The organism is Lysinibacillus sp. NPDC048646, assembly GCF_050272295.1.
Taxonomy (GTDB): Bacteria; Bacillota; Bacilli; order Bacillales_A; family Planococcaceae; genus Lysinibacillus.
Map to the genome: position 1 here is coordinate 181,580 of NZ_JBNNLZ010000003.1, position 17,304 is coordinate 198,883.

The 17,304-nt window shown below is 34.5% G+C and carries 22 protein-coding genes and 2 pseudogenes; 9 read left to right on the forward strand and 15 right to left on the reverse strand.

Going from position 1 to position 17,304, the window contains the following annotated elements:
• Positions 1-213: 213 nt before the first annotated feature.
• The 3 genes from ACQKII_RS05430 to ACQKII_RS05440 form a co-directional block, all read right to left on the reverse strand.
• Positions 214-528, reverse strand: a complete 315-nt coding sequence (locus ACQKII_RS05430; RefSeq protein ID WP_427457084.1) for a hypothetical protein — start codon at positions 526-528, stop codon at positions 214-216.
• A 184-nt stretch (positions 529-712) separates the two neighbouring features.
• Positions 713-1,723 (reverse strand): DUF1835 domain-containing protein, encoded by a 1,011-nt coding sequence (locus tag ACQKII_RS05435; protein ID WP_427457461.1) that lies wholly within the window; start codon positions 1,721-1,723, stop codon positions 713-715.
• 491 nt (positions 1,724-2,214) lie between these two features.
• A complete protein-coding gene (locus ACQKII_RS05440) occupies positions 2,215-2,988 on the reverse strand; it encodes a formate/nitrite transporter family protein (protein WP_427457086.1) in 774 nt (257 codons plus the stop codon).
• A 341-nt stretch (positions 2,989-3,329) separates the two neighbouring features.
• On the opposite strand from ACQKII_RS05440, the gene ACQKII_RS05445 reads away from it, so the two are divergent.
• Positions 3,330-4,325 carry a PLP-dependent cysteine synthase family protein gene (locus ACQKII_RS05445; RefSeq protein ID WP_427457088.1) on the forward strand — a complete coding sequence of 332 codons (996 nt, stop codon included), beginning with the start codon at positions 3,330-3,332 and terminating at the stop codon, positions 4,323-4,325.
• A gap of 47 nt (positions 4,326-4,372) precedes the next feature.
• Here ACQKII_RS05445 and ACQKII_RS05450 read toward each other — a convergent pair.
• The 4 genes and pseudogenes from ACQKII_RS05450 to ACQKII_RS05465 form a co-directional block, all read right to left on the reverse strand.
• Positions 4,373-4,935, reverse strand: a pseudogene (locus ACQKII_RS05450) (alcohol dehydrogenase catalytic domain-containing protein).
• A gap of 256 nt (positions 4,936-5,191) precedes the next feature.
• Positions 5,192-5,602, reverse strand: a complete 411-nt coding sequence (locus ACQKII_RS05455; RefSeq protein ID WP_427457090.1) for a GNAT family N-acetyltransferase — start codon at positions 5,600-5,602, stop codon at positions 5,192-5,194.
• Between the two features lie 127 nt (positions 5,603-5,729).
• Positions 5,730-6,413: a VOC family protein gene (locus ACQKII_RS05460; protein ID WP_427457092.1), complete on the reverse strand. Its 684-nt coding sequence runs from the start codon at positions 6,411-6,413 to the stop codon at positions 5,730-5,732.
• A gap of 105 nt (positions 6,414-6,518) precedes the next feature.
• Positions 6,519-6,875: a cupin domain-containing protein gene (locus ACQKII_RS05465; protein ID WP_427457094.1), complete on the reverse strand. Its 357-nt coding sequence runs from the start codon at positions 6,873-6,875 to the stop codon at positions 6,519-6,521.
• A 264-nt stretch (positions 6,876-7,139) separates the two neighbouring features.
• Between ACQKII_RS05465 and ACQKII_RS05470 the strand changes: the two genes are divergently transcribed.
• The 4 genes and pseudogenes from ACQKII_RS05470 (at position 7,140) to ACQKII_RS05485 (ending at position 10,640) form a co-directional block, all read left to right on the forward strand.
• Positions 7,140-7,307: a hypothetical protein gene (locus ACQKII_RS05470; protein WP_427457096.1), complete on the forward strand. Its 168-nt coding sequence runs from the start codon at positions 7,140-7,142 to the stop codon at positions 7,305-7,307.
• Positions 7,308-7,377: 70 nt separating this feature from the next.
• Positions 7,378-7,467, forward strand: a pseudogene (locus ACQKII_RS05475) (asparagine synthase); the annotation flags it as partial.
• 739 nt (positions 7,468-8,206) lie between these two features.
• Entirely contained in the window at positions 8,207-9,073 is an 867-nt protein-coding gene (locus tag ACQKII_RS05480; protein ID WP_427457097.1) for a cation diffusion facilitator family transporter, read from the forward strand.
• A gap of 451 nt (positions 9,074-9,524) precedes the next feature.
• Positions 9,525-10,640, forward strand: coding sequence for a hypothetical protein (locus ACQKII_RS05485; protein WP_427457099.1), 1,116 nt, complete (start codon positions 9,525-9,527; stop codon positions 10,638-10,640).
• Between the two features lie 852 nt (positions 10,641-11,492).
• Here ACQKII_RS05485 and ACQKII_RS05490 read toward each other — a convergent pair.
• Positions 11,493-12,062 (reverse strand): hypothetical protein, encoded by a 570-nt coding sequence (locus ACQKII_RS05490; RefSeq protein WP_427457101.1) that lies wholly within the window; start codon positions 12,060-12,062, stop codon positions 11,493-11,495.
• Positions 12,063-12,363: 301 nt separating this feature from the next.
• On the opposite strand from ACQKII_RS05490, the gene ACQKII_RS05495 reads away from it, so the two are divergent.
• Positions 12,364-12,567, forward strand: a complete 204-nt coding sequence (locus ACQKII_RS05495; protein ID WP_427457103.1) for a hypothetical protein — start codon at positions 12,364-12,366, stop codon at positions 12,565-12,567.
• 120 nt (positions 12,568-12,687) lie between these two features.
• Here ACQKII_RS05495 and ACQKII_RS05500 read toward each other — a convergent pair whose 3' ends face one another.
• The 5 genes from ACQKII_RS05500 to ACQKII_RS05520 form a co-directional block, all read right to left on the reverse strand.
• On the reverse strand, positions 12,688-13,293 hold the full coding sequence (locus ACQKII_RS05500; RefSeq protein ID WP_427457104.1) for an N-acetylmuramoyl-L-alanine amidase: 606 nt from the start codon (positions 13,291-13,293) through the stop codon (positions 12,688-12,690).
• 2 nt (positions 13,294-13,295) lie between these two features.
• Positions 13,296-13,472: a hypothetical protein gene (locus tag ACQKII_RS05505; RefSeq protein WP_427457106.1), complete on the reverse strand. Its 177-nt coding sequence runs from the start codon at positions 13,470-13,472 to the stop codon at positions 13,296-13,298.
• 3 nt (positions 13,473-13,475) lie between these two features.
• A complete protein-coding gene (locus tag ACQKII_RS05510; protein ID WP_427457463.1) occupies positions 13,476-13,739 on the reverse strand; it encodes an HNH endonuclease in 264 nt (87 codons plus the stop codon).
• A 412-nt stretch (positions 13,740-14,151) separates the two neighbouring features.
• Complete coding sequence (locus ACQKII_RS05515) at positions 14,152-14,316, reverse strand: sporulation protein Cse60 (RefSeq protein ID WP_427457108.1); 165 nt, start codon at positions 14,314-14,316, stop codon at positions 14,152-14,154.
• Positions 14,317-14,602: 286 nt separating this feature from the next.
• The gene (locus ACQKII_RS05520) at positions 14,603-14,986 is read right to left on the reverse strand and encodes a hypothetical protein (protein ID WP_427457110.1); all 384 of its coding nucleotides are present in this window, start codon (positions 14,984-14,986) and stop codon (positions 14,603-14,605) included.
• Between the two features lie 130 nt (positions 14,987-15,116).
• Here ACQKII_RS05520 and ACQKII_RS05525 point away from each other — a divergent pair, with 130 nt between their 5' ends.
• Positions 15,117-15,455 carry a hypothetical protein gene (locus ACQKII_RS05525; RefSeq protein ID WP_427457112.1) on the forward strand — a complete coding sequence of 113 codons (339 nt, stop codon included), beginning with the start codon at positions 15,117-15,119 and terminating at the stop codon, positions 15,453-15,455.
• 96 nt (positions 15,456-15,551) lie between these two features.
• Here ACQKII_RS05525 and ACQKII_RS05530 read toward each other — a convergent pair whose 3' ends face one another.
• Positions 15,552-15,734 (reverse strand): hypothetical protein, encoded by a 183-nt coding sequence (locus tag ACQKII_RS05530; RefSeq protein ID WP_427457114.1) that lies wholly within the window; start codon positions 15,732-15,734, stop codon positions 15,552-15,554.
• Positions 15,735-15,816: 82 nt separating this feature from the next.
• On the opposite strand from ACQKII_RS05530, the gene ACQKII_RS05535 reads away from it, so the two are divergent.
• Positions 15,817-15,978, forward strand: coding sequence for a hypothetical protein (locus ACQKII_RS05535; protein ID WP_427457115.1), 162 nt, complete (start codon positions 15,817-15,819; stop codon positions 15,976-15,978).
• Between the two features lie 479 nt (positions 15,979-16,457).
• Positions 16,458-16,580, forward strand: coding sequence for a YjcZ family sporulation protein (locus ACQKII_RS05540; RefSeq protein WP_143995399.1), 123 nt, complete (start codon positions 16,458-16,460; stop codon positions 16,578-16,580).
• 506 nt (positions 16,581-17,086) lie between these two features.
• Here ACQKII_RS05540 and ACQKII_RS05545 read toward each other — a convergent pair.
• Positions 17,087-17,278, reverse strand: a complete 192-nt coding sequence (locus ACQKII_RS05545; protein ID WP_427457117.1) for a hypothetical protein — start codon at positions 17,276-17,278, stop codon at positions 17,087-17,089.
• Positions 17,279-17,304 lie beyond the last annotated feature (26 nt).

Here is a 17,304-nt window from a genome sequence, read left to right on the forward strand (position 1 = left end):
AAAAAGTACACAGTTTGTCTGTGTACAAAATTTGCTATAATTTTTAGTATGTTCTCTGGAAAATCCATGCACATTACATCCGAAAATTGTACCCAACGACACTGTTTATCCCGCATTAACGGTCAGTAAGACGCCCACCTCAAGTTGAAAGATGAAAACGAGCCAACGAGGTGGGCGATCAACTAACCGTAAAAGCCTGATTGGAGTTTCACTTTATCTTACTTGCTTCAGCATTAATACATCAGCCTTTGTTTCTAGTAATTCATGTGAAAGTACTTGAACCTTGGCATCTACACCATCAATTTTCACACCGAGCTGTTGTTCAACTGATTCGAGTTTTTGTTCAAGGCTTTTTTCGACCGCTTCCATTTTTACCTCTAGTCTTTTTTCTACTGATTCGAGTTTTCCTTCAAGGTTATTTTCGATTGTTTCAAGTTGTTGTTGAATTTCTGTTTTCATGCCTTGTACTTGTTTAGAAAGCTCTAAAATTGCTTGAAGTATAGCATTCTGATTGACTTCTTGTGTCATAGTCGACCTTCCTTTCTTTGAAAATTTGTCAGATAATCTATTTATACTGTCTTTAAATTCATTGATATATTGATTGATTGTTCCTTCTTTAGCAAACTCTCTTGAGTCATTCAATAATAGTAACACTACTCCCCATTCTATCTATGATTTTTAGGGAAGTCAAAACTTCAAAAAAATGAATCTGTCAAGTAGCATCCTGCAATTGCACTTCATAATATCGCATGGCCTTTAAATCTCCCTTATACATAAAGACACCTTGCTCGATTAAGCTTCGTAATCGATATTCAATCCACTCGTCTCCTCTATATTGTTCCATATGACCAATCACCTCGCCAATTAAACGGGCGGATTTTCGAAATTTCTTGTTGCCATCTTCCTTCTCCAATCGCTTGGCACATGCAATAATAAAAGCATCATCACAATCCTCATTTATGTTTTGCCATAGTTCATGATGCTGCCATGACCGAGTTAAATAGTTATCATCCGCAAGCATTCGCAAGCCTTCCGCACATAATATCTGTCGTTTCTCCTGCTGTAATGGTCGTAATTTATACTGCTCGTAAAAGCATAGCAAATTCTCTGAAGAAACTTCACCAGATGATCTTGGATAGTTATCTTCTATTAACTGTGGCAACGTATAAATTTCATGAAATGCTAAAAACGTATCAATAACACATACACGATTTAGCTTATTTTCCAACATCGCCAAAACGAGACGTAAACCCGTTTGCTCATGGGCATTTTGACAAGTCCAAATAACGATATCCTGATGCGGCGGAATATCTTTTATTTTTTCGACAGCTTCGAACATTAAACTTCTATAAAGTTGTAGCCCATCATCTTCAGAGTTATAGCGCTCTTGAAACCACTCAAATCGAGCCTCAATACCCGATATGTTATGTAAACCCTTCAATGGACCAATGGAAAAGTTAGTGGGCAAATTAATTATATCTTCCGTTTGGTCATAGTCTGTATTGCGAAAAGCAGCTTTTAGACTTCCACCTGGCGAATCACCAAATACTATGTGCATCGTTTGCACATTCTTCGTTTTAGGCTTTTCCACCAATTTTAAAATTGATTGCCGCACATCTTGTAACTTTTCTTCATTCAAACTACTATTTACCAACAATAAAAAGAGCATTGATTTTGCATCCGCTTCATTCAATTCTTTTATGGCTTGTTTTAACTGATTCATTTTTTCCAAATCATTCACTCCCTCTCTTAAATACCTACAATTTCAATTATGAATTTAATAGTTTTAGGTATATTTTTTCATATAATTTACCGCTAGCCATCAGCGCAACGATAATGATTGCAAAAGCAAGCAGAGACTTTAAAAGTTTCCACTGCACATAATGTTTCAACAGTTTTCCTCCAACATAAAGTGAAACATCAATCAGAGGGGGTTTTCTTCATTCCCCTCTGATTGGTAGTTAAACCAATCGGGCTTTTACGGTCAGTTGACTGCCCACCTCGTTAACTCGTTCACATCTTTAAACTTGTGGTGGGCGTCTTACTGACCGTTAATGCGGGATAAATCATACAGTAAACATAAATGCATAAAGCACTCCTATTGCGACTATTTGCTTGACCGACAGCTTTTTTATTTTTTCTTTATTTTTCAAGATTTTATAGCATACCATATAGATACACAGCAACATAGCGAACATTTTAATCCCCTCCACATCAGCTATTCAACGTTGTTTCTCTTGTGTTCACCCAATACACGATGCCGATGATGGCACCACCAATGATATTGCCAATTGTCACGGGTATTAAATTAGCTACAGCGCCACTCATCGAGACAAGGTCACCATGTGGCACCATAAGTGCAAGGCTAAAGAGTGTCATATTGGCAATACTATGCTCAAATCCAGACGTAATAAATGGGAAAATACAGCTAAATATCATCGCTAATTTGGCGATTTCTGTTTTCAATTTATAGTTGCACCATACTGCCAAACATACAAGCAGATTACATAAAATTCCGCGGCATAAAAGCGCCACAAATCCTGCAGTCATCTTGGCAGTCACCATTTTTTCGATATAAGCAGCCGTATCCCCAATCGCAAGTCCCGCATAGAAGAACAAAGTCGCGGCGAACAGTGAACCGAAAAAATTACCTAGATAACTAAACGTCCAAATACTAATCATTTCTAATGGTGACGATTTTTTCTCTAACGTACTAATCGTCAATACTAAATTATCACCTGTAAACAAATTTGCTCCAGCCATCATGACCATACTAAGCGCCACTCCAAATGCGAGTCCCTGCACAACTTTCATGCTGGGCATACCTGATGGATCAAATAATCCTCCGATTGTTACAATGAGTAAAATTCCGAAGCCAATAAAGAGCCCTCCGAATATGGCTTGCAGTAAATAATTGATTGGTCTTTGCTTCATCATGTTAATTTTAGACTGTGCTATGGTATTTATTGTAGCAATTGTCTCCTTCATCTGATTTCATCCCCCACATACACTTCAACTACTCCTATCATAACTGATTAGTACTGTTACCAAAATTACCAAACCGAAGATACTTATAATAAATCGATTAATAATTTTTGTCTTTGACTGATATATCTTGTTCTCATCTTCTAGTGCACGAAAAATAACGAAATCTCTAAATGCCTGTGACTATCAAAAGCGCTCAATTTGTATCGATCATTTTTTTCTATCAGGCTTATCATTCTTTCTATCACGGATTCCCTTGCTCAGACAAAATTGTAATGATAAGATACTTTTAAATCTTACTATACAGGTATGTTAAGTAAGTGAATTAAAAAGGGGATGGTTGGATGAGTCAAATTGTAGCCAATAAAATTAAGCAGTCGATTACAGAATTAGTGGGCCATACACCACTATTAGCGCTTAATCGATACCAAAAAGAACAACAGCTTGAGGCAGAAATCATCGTAAAACTGGAGTACTTTAATCCCGCAAATAGTGTCAAGGATCGCATTGCAAAAGCGATGATTGAAGATGCTGAAGCTCGTGGTCTATTAACGAAAGACAAAACAATTATTGAGACGACAAGCGGCAATACAGGTATTGGATTGGCAGCAATTGCAGCAGCAAAGGGTTATAAATTGCGCATTTATATGCAGGATGGTGTGAGCGAAGAACGTACTAAAGTTGTAAAAGCATATGGCACTGAGGTTGTACCATTTTCGGATGTTCCAGAAATGGTAGCTGCATTTGAGGAAACAGAAGGTGATTTTGTTGAAACCATCAAGGTATTTAGGGAAACCGTCGTGGAGCAAGAAGAAAATGTTGTCTTTCTAAATCAACTTGACAATGATGTCAACCCAAACATTCACAAACTTACAACTGGACCGGAAATTTGGGAAGATACAGCTGGGCAAATTGATATTTTCGTAGCTTCTATCGGTACAGGTGGCACGATTAGTGGAGCAGGCGCATTCTTAAAATCCAAGAATCCAGCCATTCAAATCATTGGTGTAGAGCCAACCGTTAATTCCATCGCTACGGTTGATAATCCTGATATCGCGGAAATTACAGGTGTCCATCGCTTCTCGGATGCTGACGCAGCACGTGTTCCTTCAAATGTTCATCTGGAAATTATCGATGAAGTGCTTGAAATAGAAACTGCACAAGCTTACGAGGCAGCTCGGGCCGTTGCGAAAACAGATGGCATTTTAGTTGGTACCTCCTCAGGTGCTGCTTTATATGCTGCTACGATACTGGCTAAACGCCCTGAGAATAAAGGGAAACGTATAGTTGCTATCCTTCCTGATACAGGACTACGCTACTTATCAACCGATTTATTTTAAATTATAAAACGAAGGGAGTAATTCGCTCCCTTCGCCTTCTACAGAACTTATTGACTTGTTAAAAATATTTTTCCCTCAGTTGTTTTAGAAGATTCAATTACCTCTATAGCCTTGTGAATGTCCAGTAAATCGTATTGAGAATCCTTCTTCATCATCATTAATTTTTGTTCATTTACAAGTGTTATTAGCTGTTGAAACGTGTCTTGCCATTTTTCTGTCGAAATCTGTTTATTCCAATGTCGTAAATGAATGCTGTAAAATCATCTATTGAATGAGGTATGGGTACTGCAAATTCTGCTCTGGTCTGAACAAGCTCTTGCCAAGTGCCTTCTCCACGTAATGGTAACACGCGCTTCCCAAGTAAGTTTTGAGAAACAAATGGGCCTACAGCTTCTACAACCCCCAACCCTTCATAGCCTGGAGTATTCGGCAAAGCAATCCGATGAGCATACTTACCCCAAATGGGAATCAAGTCAGAAGGATTTATGGGACGTGCTTTCATACGGGCCAGGATATCATGATTTTGCAGTGGTTTGATGGTTTTGTTTTCAAATTTCAGCACATTTCTAGGACTACCAAATTCATAAAACTTAATACATTTTGCCTTCAAAACGATTTAACCCCTTTATTTGAACCTCTCACAACTGAGGTCACGAGTGTTCTCGTCAAATCAATAAAGTGAAACTTCAATCAGTGGGGTTTTTCTTCATCTCCACAATAAATAGAGGAACACAAGCTAAAATCTTCACATCCTGTGAAAAAGCTTGTGTGACCAACATCTTGTCGCTGCCGCTTCGCTTTCGCACATAAAACATCTGTTGCCCCGAACCAATCGGGCTTTTACGTTCAGTTGATCGACCACCTCGTTAATCGTAAAACAGCATCATTCCTGAAGCATCTGGATCACGTTCAGCAAACCCTAGTTGTTGATAAAATGGTTGTTTGCCTTTAGCACAAAATAATTGAATCCATTTTATATTCTCTTGCTTGCAATGCGCCAATAAAAATTCCATCACTTGTGAGCCAATGCCTTTACGTTGATAATCAGGATGTACCATAACATCACAAATAAAAGTTTGATAAATGCCATCTGAAATAATTCTTCCATAGCCTACTAAAGTTGTGCCATCATAAATGGAAACACTAAACCAGCTATTGCAAATAGCTTGATACAATTGGTCATATGTATAGAGTCCTTTTGCGTTCCAGCCAATCGTTTGATGCAACGATTTATAATCCTCAAATGAAGGATTTGATTCACATAATTCGAACTTCATAGTATCTCCCCCAAGATCTTTTGAATAAATATACACCAAAACAAATATTAATTCAATTACTGGTTTTGGGAAATTTGCTGAAATAATTATGTGTAGGCAAGAGTGAAGAAATGACATTGTTTAAAAATTATAGATTTAATATCTTAAATTCCCCCTCTTCGCTCATGCTTAGTTGCAATGCGTTATTCACTTCAATGTGAATCGGACTGACAATTGCATCTTTATTCGAAAAATACCAATTCCTTCTACTAGGTCCTAATAAAATATTTGTACCATCCTCGTAATTCCCCATGAAAGTAAGTGCGTCTGTACGAATTTCTTCACCAAAGCAAGGTAGGATACCATATTCCATTAAGCGCGCTGCGACTTCAGGTATAGAATCCGTTGTTAAATTCATTTCACCTATATTTAGTAAATGGACTGGTAAAAATGAATCGGTATCATAAGGAGGGTTTACTTCAGTTCTTGCAATAAGCTCTATCACGTTTTCCTCTGGATCATAAAAATAAAGAGAATGCGCCTTTATAGTTTCAAAATATACTTCATCTTGTTCATCTAATAGCAAAACATCAACTCGCTCCTTTACCCAATTCTTTGCTTGCACAAATAAATTGCTAGGGATATTAAATGCGAAATGATATTGCTTTTGAATAGAAGTAGCTATCTTCTCAAAAATAACAATACTTTCGCCAACTGCTATTTCAAAAAAATGAGTATTACTCGTTATCAATGACAAACCTAATTGTTCACAATAAAATTCCTTCATCTTGGGTAAATCATATGCGTATAGCTTTACCTTAGTAATCTTCATAAGCTCATCTCCTTTGCCATATCTATCAACTACTATACTGCCCCATTTCCAATAGTACCTCCTGCAAAAGAATGAAGATGAAGTTATTATGCTTTAGAAATTTTCTCACATTCTTATGTTGTCCTCTATAAATGCACGGTCGCCTTTACTATTGGGTTGAGAAATTACCAAAAATTCTACATCTTGATTTGAATCATTTCGCATTTGGTGAGACTTAAGTGGCGGTACTTCTATCCCTTCCTTTGCCTGTAAAGAAATACTTTCACCTTCTATCTCTATTGTTGCTGTCCCAGTTAACACAAAGAAAAATTGACGAGCATGGTGATGGTAATGATTAATCTCAGCAGTATTTGCTGGCATACGTTCATGAATCACACTTAATTCATTATTTTTCACTAAATGCCACCCATCACATTGATCTCCCCAGATGTAATGCTCTGCATTATTTTTACTTATTTTCATGACCGTTTCCCCCATCTTTTTATAGTGAACACTTATGTAAAACGACAATCTTTTATAAATAATTTCCAATTATTATAGATATTGTTTTAATAATTTACTAAACTATTTATTAAGGATGTGTTTAATAAGGACACTGTTTATTTCGTGCCAATTACATCGTTAATTAATGCTATTTTCTATCCAATAGTTATTTGCCCAGTGCTCACATTGGTGCTTATTGATTATCTAAGCTTTAAAAGGTTACAACAAGAATGGAGTGACAAAATGGACATTAAAAAATTTTTGCTGGGCATTTCTTTAGGCTATGTATTCGCCCTACTCATGGTGTACATCCTGTTTGATTATTTTTCATGGTCGATTGCTCTAGGCTTTGCACTCGGGATAGGTCTATTTGGGTTACTTGTTAAGATGTTGGGAAAAAGAAATAACTGAGATGTTTTCCCATGTGCTTTTTTAACTCCATTCGAGTGATATTTTGTACATTTTGAAACAGTAGCATGATTCTAACAAAATGTTTGCCAACACGATGTTCGAATTTGGCTTGATCCATATAGTATTAGGTGCAAATGATCTTGTCGAGCATCGTCGTTAGTAGTAAGGAGCGCAAAGGTTTGCGTTCCTTTTATTTTATTAACGCACAAAAGCCATCAGTTGTTATTTCTATTGCTAAAAAATGATTCTTTTTATGCTCCATTTCTACAGTAAACGCATATGATGCAATTAAGATCATTTACTTTGGAGGAGATGACCATGACTAACAACCGAAACAATGTCAACCCATCAACGTGATGAATTAGACCATTTCAAAAAATAGTTAGTAACAACACTAATGCAACCTTCTTTGATAAACAAGAAAATTGTACATCATTTTTCTTTACTACGTGATAGCTTTTCAATTAGCCCTTTTTTCTAGGCAAGCAAAAAAATTGCATTGCCTTTATGTCAGTCTACGATTTAGAAATGCCCCAATATTTACCTAAGAAAAATTATTTTACATACAAATAAAACCCTACTCAATTATTGATGAGCAGGGTTAACGATGTATTGGTATAGTAGCTTTAATAAAAACTGTGAATTTTGTTTCAACATATTTGTGCTAGTAAAATAGGTTGCTACAAAACCATTACATAAAAATACTACCTGTAAAGCAAAGGCCAGCGAAATCACTTATTAGAGAACTTGAAACCACTTTCTAAGTGGTTTTTATTTTTGCTTTGGGAAACTCTTTTTCTCCTCCTTAATTTACTAGCGAACAGGCAAAAACGTTGCCATAGACCTACACGATATTGACCTGTTATCATAGGTTTAGATTTTTTAGGGAGTGAATTATTATGAATTCTTCAAAGGTTGCTTTTTTATCCGTTATTAGCAATTCTCTTGTCGTTATACTTAAAATTATTGTCGGACTCATTACTGGTTCGGTTGCTATTTTATCGGAAGCTATTCATTCATTTTTGGATCTGATGGCCTCGTTAATCACTTTTTTCTCAGTTCGCATAGCCAATAAACCGGCGGATAGGGAACATCCATATGGACATGGTAAAGTCGAAAATATTTCTGGAACGATCGAAACCCTTTTAATTTTTGTGGCTGGTATTTGGATTATTTATGAATGCATTCATAAGATTATTGCACCCTCTCCAATAAAACTTCCGCTCTTAGGTATTCTTGTAATGGTATTTGGCGCTATCATTAATATTTTCGTTTCTAGAATTGTCTATAGAACTGCTAAGAGAACCAATTCAGTAGCCATGAAATCCAATGCTCTGCACTTACTAACTGACGTCTATACTTCGCTGGGAGTCGCTTTTAGTTTATTAATCGTTCATTTAACAGGTTGGTATATTTTAGACCCTATCATCGGTATTATCTTAGCATGTTTTATTATGGTGGAAGCTTTTAAATTAATGAAAGAATCTTTTCCCCCATTACTTGACGCAAGATTGTCAGCCGACGAGGAAGAAAAAATCATTCAAATTATTGAATTATATAAAGAAGAGTATATTGAGTATCACGATTTTCGCACGAGACGCTCAGGTGCTGAGGAGTATATTGATTTTCACTTAGTTGTAGCCTCAAATAAGGATATAAAGACGGTTCATGAACTCTGTGACCGTATAGAAAATAAAATTCAACATCATTTTAATAAATCCCACATTCTAATTCACATGGAGCCAGAGAATGAAAAATTAAATTAGGTAGTTCTTAATGACTTAAGACAACATTAATAGGCATGGCATCGGTACAATTCCGGTTTCATGCCCCTCAACAGAATCAGCTATGTGCGGACCGAACATGCCACTTACGTCTGCATTTCATGACTCCATTACAACACTTCCTTTTTTCGCATCATAAAAGCCCTCAACAGTTGTGGAGGGCTCATTGCTTCTTCAGCTTAAATGTTCTTAGATTGAATTTTGATAAACTAAAATTAACTTTTCTTTGGCTTTCTGACCAATGAATCCTGTTTTTAAAATTTCATATACAATAAGATGACTACTTGACTGGGGTAAGTCCATCACGGAGTTCTTGTTATTCAATTCTCCTCTTTAATTTTTAAAAATAAGTTATTTCTACATTAATGAACTTTTTTAGATGGAAGAACGTCTAATTATTGGTAATACTTATTAAACAAAAGGAGAAATTGATATGAGAAAACCGATTAAAAAGACTTGGATGATTGCTTCAGTACTAACATTAGGCATGGCTGTCTACATGCCACTTCAAGCTGGGGCGACATCAGCAGAAACAACAAAAGATGTGACTATTCAAATTGAACAACAAATTAAAGGAACTATTAAATACATTGAAGGAGACACAATAACTATCAAAGGAAATGATGGTAAAAATTATTATATAGGATTTCATAAATTTTCAGAAGAACAATTAGAAAATATGAACTTTGTTGAAGGACAGGAAATTTTTGTAGAAGGTAGCATAGTTGAAGATTATTCAGATTTCTACACGTTTGAAGTATATAAAAAAAGCTTACCGAAAGAGATAACAAAAGAGGAACTAACAAAATTAGAAATACTGTTTAATGAAATGAAGACGTTAGACAAAGAAGAGAAATATGACGAGGTAGAAAAAATCTACCTTGAAATGGAAAAAATCACAAAACCTTATGTATTAGCGAATTGGCAACCTGGATCCTTGGAAGAGTACTTAGAAGATTTTGGATTTAGTGAGAAAAATATAGCGATTCAACAAAAGGATAAAGAGCAGCTGAAAGTGGTCTATGAAGAATGGATAAAACTTAAAAAAGATGGAAAAGAAGAAAAAGCGCAGGAAAAATTTGATGAATTTTATGAAATTATACAGCCTTATTTGGATGAGCTATATCCACCACAAACCTTTGAAGAATATATGTCAGATATGGAATTAGATATTACAAAAGAAGACTTAGCTAAACTAAAAACAATCTATGAAGAGGCTCAAAAAGCAGATAACGATAGCAATGATGAGTTGTCTGAAAAATTATGGAATGATTTCTATGGAATAATTAGCACATATTTCAAGCCAGTGTCCTTTGAAGAATATATGTCTGACTTAGATTTCAAAATCAGTGAAACAGATAGCAAACAATTAAAACAGCTTTATGAAGAAGTTCTAGCTCTTGAGAAACAAGGTGAAGATGAAAAAGCTGTAGAAAAATGGGAAGCATTTTATAATATTTTAGATCCATATTTTGAAGCAAATAAAGAAATACTCATCTCTGCTTCTAAACTCACAATAAACGGCCATGATTATCTTCCACAGCATTAATAAATAAAGGATTTGGGGGTTATTCTAAAAGTCATTGAAAAATGATTTACGGGTTTAGCCCCTTTCTTTTCCTTATCTCCGCGCAAGATATCCAACCTTAAGAATCCCTTTAGCTTAGCATTCTTCTTTTTTATCAACAGGCTTGTTGTCACTTGTGAAAGGCGATATTTCAAATATAGTCATCTGCCCCTGTTGCTTCATGTATTAAAAGTGTGTCAATTCTTTTCTCTCATTATGTCGTTAGGAGCAGCTGTCACAGAGGATCGCTATGTTCATCTAACTAAAAAATGGCTAGAAAGGCAGCGGATATAATTGATAGCATTGCTGAGGATTTTTAAAATGGTGGGGAATTGGTGGGGAATGCCCAATTTCCAAGCTGTAGCATTCCCTTTAAATACCCCTTAAACCTTTGAAATTACTGAATTACTTCGAATCATCCATCTTCAATACCGCCTATGAAGGCTTCCTAATTCATAAACGTATTTTATTGATGTTTATATGACTACAATAATAAATCTAGTAATATAAAAGAGGTGGAAAAATGGGCAGTAGAGATAATAGGTACATTAATAAAAAGAGCAGCGAGGCTCAACTGCACCCAGTCCTCGTCATTTATTCGTTTGTTTGCTTATTAATATTCTCTCCATCTGTGTTTTTTAAGGCTTGGTTTGCAGGGCAATGGGCCATTATTAGATAGACCTTATTTAATAGGCAGTAACAACAAATTGTTGCTCTTTTCCACTTCTTCGTTTTATTAAAAACCTCAAACTTCATATATAAAATTTAAAACCAGACAGGATGATAAACTATAATCCTGTCTGGTTTATCTTTCAATCTATTTTTTGATCCATATTATGGTTTTTTACAAGCAAAGTTAAATCCACCGATTTTACGTGCTTCCATTACATCAGTAATTCCACTCAAGCCAGCATCATCTCTTGAATCTACTACTGGATAACCATCTTTAGCATAACATTGATTTGCAAAATTCATTTTCTCTACATGTGTAAGATATCGATCCCAGAAGAAGTATCCCATAATAGTCACAAGTCCAATTCCAGCAAGTATCGCCATCGCAGCATATGGTGTTATTTCCCCATTTTCATTTTCTTTATAAATTATTTCACCATCAAATTTTTCCATATCTATTCCTAAATCTAAAAGTGTATCATCAACCTCTTTTGGAGTTAATGATTCTAAAGTTTCACTATAATAATTTAATTCTTCATTTGTAAAATCATATTTTTCTTTAGCAGTTTCCTCATCTAATTCAAGTTTTTTAGTATCAAAATTATACAATATTGATTCTGATAAAACACTTTCTTTACTCTCCAATTCTTTAGCGCTAACAAAATTAGGGGATACAGTAGACGCCAATAAAGTAAATATTAAACCCCAGATTAAAAAATTCAGCCTTTTCATAACAATAAATCTCCTCCATATCTATTTTTAAAAATTGAGAATAGTAACACTATATATGTTTCTTAATACAAAAATCTATAGTATTTATCCTAATTTGGTTCCATTATACATTATTTCCAAATAAATGTATAATTAAATGATAAAAGTGAGGTGAGGTGATTTGTTTGCTCTTATTTATATAAAATGTAGAAATAAAGCATTATATTGGGATGTAGGGGAAATAAAATGGTTTTGAGATTATTTGTGTTTGGGGTAATCCTTACCGGTATTTTAGATATAGAGATGAAAGGAGGATATTTGAATGACTAAGAACAAATATGTTAATGTGGCATTGGGGATATTTTTTATTTTTTTACTGGGAGTATCTTTATTAATAAATATGTATAGTTATTTCAATACTAAAGAGCTGGACTCAGCAAGCACTCAATGTTATGAAAACGGCGGAGAAGTCATTTTAAAAATTCACAATAATCTCACAAGCAAATACTCTTTTGAGTGTAAGTAAAATTAATTTTTAAATTTAAATAAAAATAGCCCAGGCTCAAAATTAATTGAGTACCTGGGCTTTAGTATTTCTATGATTAAATCCAACAAGTACTGTACTGATTTTAACTATTTTTTATCATTAGCTACGTCGCTGTTGAATAGTAATATATAAACCTAATAAACGATCAGTTATCATAGTACCATTCTGCAAATCCTTCAAATGTGATTCCTGAATAATCCCATCCTTTACAGCCTGTGCAATAAAGTTTTCTGTTTCAGTTTTCATAGCTGGTGAGCCTGGATTCCATGTTTGAGTCACTTTAATCCCCTCCTTTTTGTCCTCCGCAGATGTTAATGTGGAAGGCGGTGATTTACCCAAATATGCCGCTAACTCTTTCGCAATCGCTTGACATATCTTTTCAAAATCTCGTCTATAGATGGCTGCATCGACTGTTGAATTAACAAAGCATATCTCGATTAAAATGGCCGGCTCATACGTCCTCGCTAAAACACCTAAATCCTTGCGTTGTTTAGCGCCTCGATTTAATAAGCCTCCACTGGTTGCATCACTAATTGTTTTGGCAATCCTAACTGCCAATTCCTTTTGATCGTAATAAAGAACCTCAGTGCCTATAGCTTTGGAACCATCACCACCTGAGTTAAGATGAATCGATACAATAAGCCTGTTCTTATCTTTTTCTATTTGATTCAATCTTTCTTCTAACCAAATGAATCTTGGTGTCAATCCTAATCAGGTTTATTCCGTTTTCTTAATTCATCGTAAGTAGGTAATCCTCCTTCCACTACACCACCTACACGCTTTATAAAACCTTCACATATAGGACAACGTAAACCATCTCTATTGTCAGCAGCAATAAAGATATGATTCACATCATTCATACAAATATAAATTACATTCCCCATAATCTACCACCTCTCCTCGTTGATAAATTTAGGCACTCTAATTGATTCCAGACGATCATGCACTTTGTTGTGACATGTGACACATAAACATTGCAGATTGCTTAATGGTAGCGATAGATGTGGATGAGTCTTAATTTCCTTCATGTGATGTACGTTCTCTGCTTTGTGATAACGTCCAGCATCTTTACATAATTGACATTCGAAGTTGTCACGCTTCAATGCTTTTAGTCTTAATTGCATCCACTCTTTAGACTTATAAAACTTCATAAACTCACCGTTTAAGATGAGTGTGTTTAGTTCCTGTTTGCGTACTTCGTTAATCATTGTCCATCCCTCACAATTATTTCTTTGCAACAACTGTTCTACTCGGTGGTTTAGGTACTCGCAACCAATAACCATCTGCATCAAATATTTTTTTGCAAGATCTTCTAAAAACAAATATGGTTCCCTATGTTCAAAACGAGATACTATTTCTTTTAATTTCCATATTTCTTTCTTACGACGCCTTATTATTAGTGCGTCCCTACTAGCTATATCACGTGCTTTACGAAGCTTCCGCAATCTTTTATAACGGTACTTCCTAGACCTACGTACACTTTTTGATATGGTTTTATGCATGTAAAACACCTACCTTCAAGCATAATAAAAAGCCACACCTTGTTAGGTGTGACTTAATACATTAATTAGTCTTATAAATAATAAGAGCTGTATAAACAAAATGATCAGTCATGTAAGTAACAGTAGTCGTAGAAAACTTAATATCAATAAAATCTCCTTCAGGTAAATCATACAAAAATTTATTAATCATGTTTTCAAGAATTCCATTATCCTTCGCTTCAAGCATTTTGGTTCTTAATTGTGCTACTTTAATCCCCTCCCATCTACCTATATATCATAGGATAAATGGATGGCTATGCCAATAATACAAATCTGACACATAGAAAAGAGACTACCCAAATATGAATAGCCTCCTATGCTTGTTTTTCGAAACACACGTACAAGTGAACGTGCTTATTATTGTAAGGAAATTTGATTAACGCATTTCCGTACGCTTTTTGATACTACTATCATATAACGATTTTTCAATAGTTTTAATAGAGACAATATAGAGTGAATTTATACTAAATTAATCATATGGCATTAAAACTAAGTAATCTTTTTATTTGAGCATGTTTGGCATAGATGTATTGTGCACTATAATCTAAATCCTCCGCAACTTGTTCGAGTGTCTTATCTTCAACGTATTTACCGTAAATAATTTTTTGTTCGATACCTTTAAATTTTAGAATCATTTTTTTCAAATCATACAAATCATTCATTTTATGGGCAAGTTCATATTCAATAACTTCGATTCGTTCTTCGAGCCTAGCTCCATCTGATTCAGCAGTAAGCTTGTACTTTTCTAAATCACCGTGTACCCATCTTTTTAATTCGTTTTGCGAGCGAATTAAATTATGTTCAAGATAGGTAATTTCATCTTCTAGACGTTGATAATCCTTCAACCATTCGTACATGTGCAGCACCTACCTCGTTTGTTATTTTACCAATATTTTCAAAAGGAATATTTTACATCTATTGAAATATTCTGTAATTTGTGTTAAAACTTAAACTACTAGGGGATTTAACTAGAATGGAGGAATAATAATGTTAAAAAAGATTAATAGACGTAATTTTATTTATAGTTTACTATCAGCTTTACTTCTTACTTTTTTGATCTATCCATCTGGTAATGCTTTGGCAACACAAGGGAATATTATCCAAAGCTCTAATACTAGTGAAGAAAATATTAGTCCTGCCGCAATAAGAGAAATATATGTCACTAAATACACTACAACTTCATCGTTCCCACCAGGGCAAAAATATTTCACCCATAGAGATGGAGATTTTCTTTACACAGGAACACTAACACTTTTTGAATATGCGTACGAGCCTGATGCAAAATTATACTTTGCAACATATAAAGGCTTCCTAACTATTAAATAAACAGACATAATTATAATCCCCTAGTGTTTTTAAATAATCAAAATAAAACTAAAGTACGCATCTCGGTCACTTTGAATAGGAGTGACCGTTTTCCTTTCATTCATCCTCACTTAACTTCACTAATCGTCTGCCTTTGCTTTCACTAGTACGTTTTTTATAAGTCGGTGTCATATAAAACTTGATTGTTCTTTCACCAACTTTAAATTCTTCTGCTAACTTTCTGATAGAGTCGATTGATAGTAGTTCATCACCTTTATACAGTGCGTATTCAGTTGCCATTGAATCACCACTTTCCTTATATTGTTCAGAATTTGTTAATTTCGAAGTGATAACCTACTAACTAGAAAGGTAGGTGATGTTCATGTTAGAGCCAATGGAATTTCTAATTAATCAAATCCTAGAGAAACATAATGTAAAAGATGAAAAACTAGCAAAAGCACTTGCAGAAATTTTCGATGCATATTACAAACTTTCTACGCAAAAATCAGTTGCAGAATATGGATTAAAAGTAGGTTTACATTAAAATACTAATATCAATCATTACTATGGCAACTCAAAGTGAGTTGTCTTTTTTCATATCCTCTTAGTTCTATAAATTTTGAACAGATTTTTTGCTCACCATCGGCTCACCGCCTATAATGCTAAGTGTTTTTAGATGTGACTTATTTCATCATTTTGTTCATTAGTTTGCTGTAGCGTCGTCATACACTGCGGCTTTAATAATTTTTTAATCTATTTCAAGGTCAACTCACTATACAAACATAGCTATCACATCATATTAATAGTTATGTAAAGCTAATTTAGCCTTACACCTCCGAAATTCGTTACTAAGGGTCACTCTTATCCCAGGTGATCCTTTTTGTCTTATTCCTCAAAATACATAACCTGATTAATTAATTATTTATAATAATTCTATACACTAAAGAGCTATTGATTGGATGAATAACACCTCTCCTTTGAGTAACTATACATATTATAGATTGTAGAAAGGAGGGAATTTCCATGGGATATAGCTGTGGTTATGACGGTGGCAACAATTACAATGGTTCAACTTTCGTTCTAATCGTTGTACTGTTCATTTTACTAATTATTGTCGGCGCTACTTTCATGCATAAAGGGTATTAACATTTCTAAGTGTAAAAAAATTATTAATATACAATCTGAATAGAAGGTTAGTGCCTTCATTATTGGCAACAATCAATAATCTCCTTATCCTCCTCCGCTATCATAATAGTAGTGTAATACTAATCTACTAGCCTTATACTCTCCTATTATGACCAAAGGGTCGCTCCCAGTCTGGTGACCCTTTTATAGTTTCTTTCTTCAAAATGTTCAGTAAAGAATTCTTGACTAACAACTAATTAAGCCACAAAATCACTAAGGCTTTTTTATGTTATAATTTACACAAAATACATATTAAGGTGATTCTAATGACATTTATCAGAAAATACTTGAATATTGTTTACTTCGTTACACTTTTTTTACTTTTATCTGTTTCGGATTATTTCAAAAAAGGTAATTGGGATTTTCTTAATAATCTCTTCTTTTCTTTATGGGCAGTACTTGTTTATGTTTTTTTAAATTGGGCATGGGATAGTAAAAAATATGAAAAGAAATAGCAGATTGTGCAGCTAAAATATGCGTTTTACTGTTGCTACTTCTGCTACTTGTAAAGTCGTATTGTTTTCCATTTCCTCAATTTCTTGCAAAGTGTATTCCCATTCAATTTCAAAAGGAACATGTGAATCAATAAATTCAACCACTTTATCCGCACCTTCGATATTAGCTTTTCTTTCGTTTACCGATACTTTAAATTTTTTCATTGTTATTCCCCTTTCTGAATAGGTTT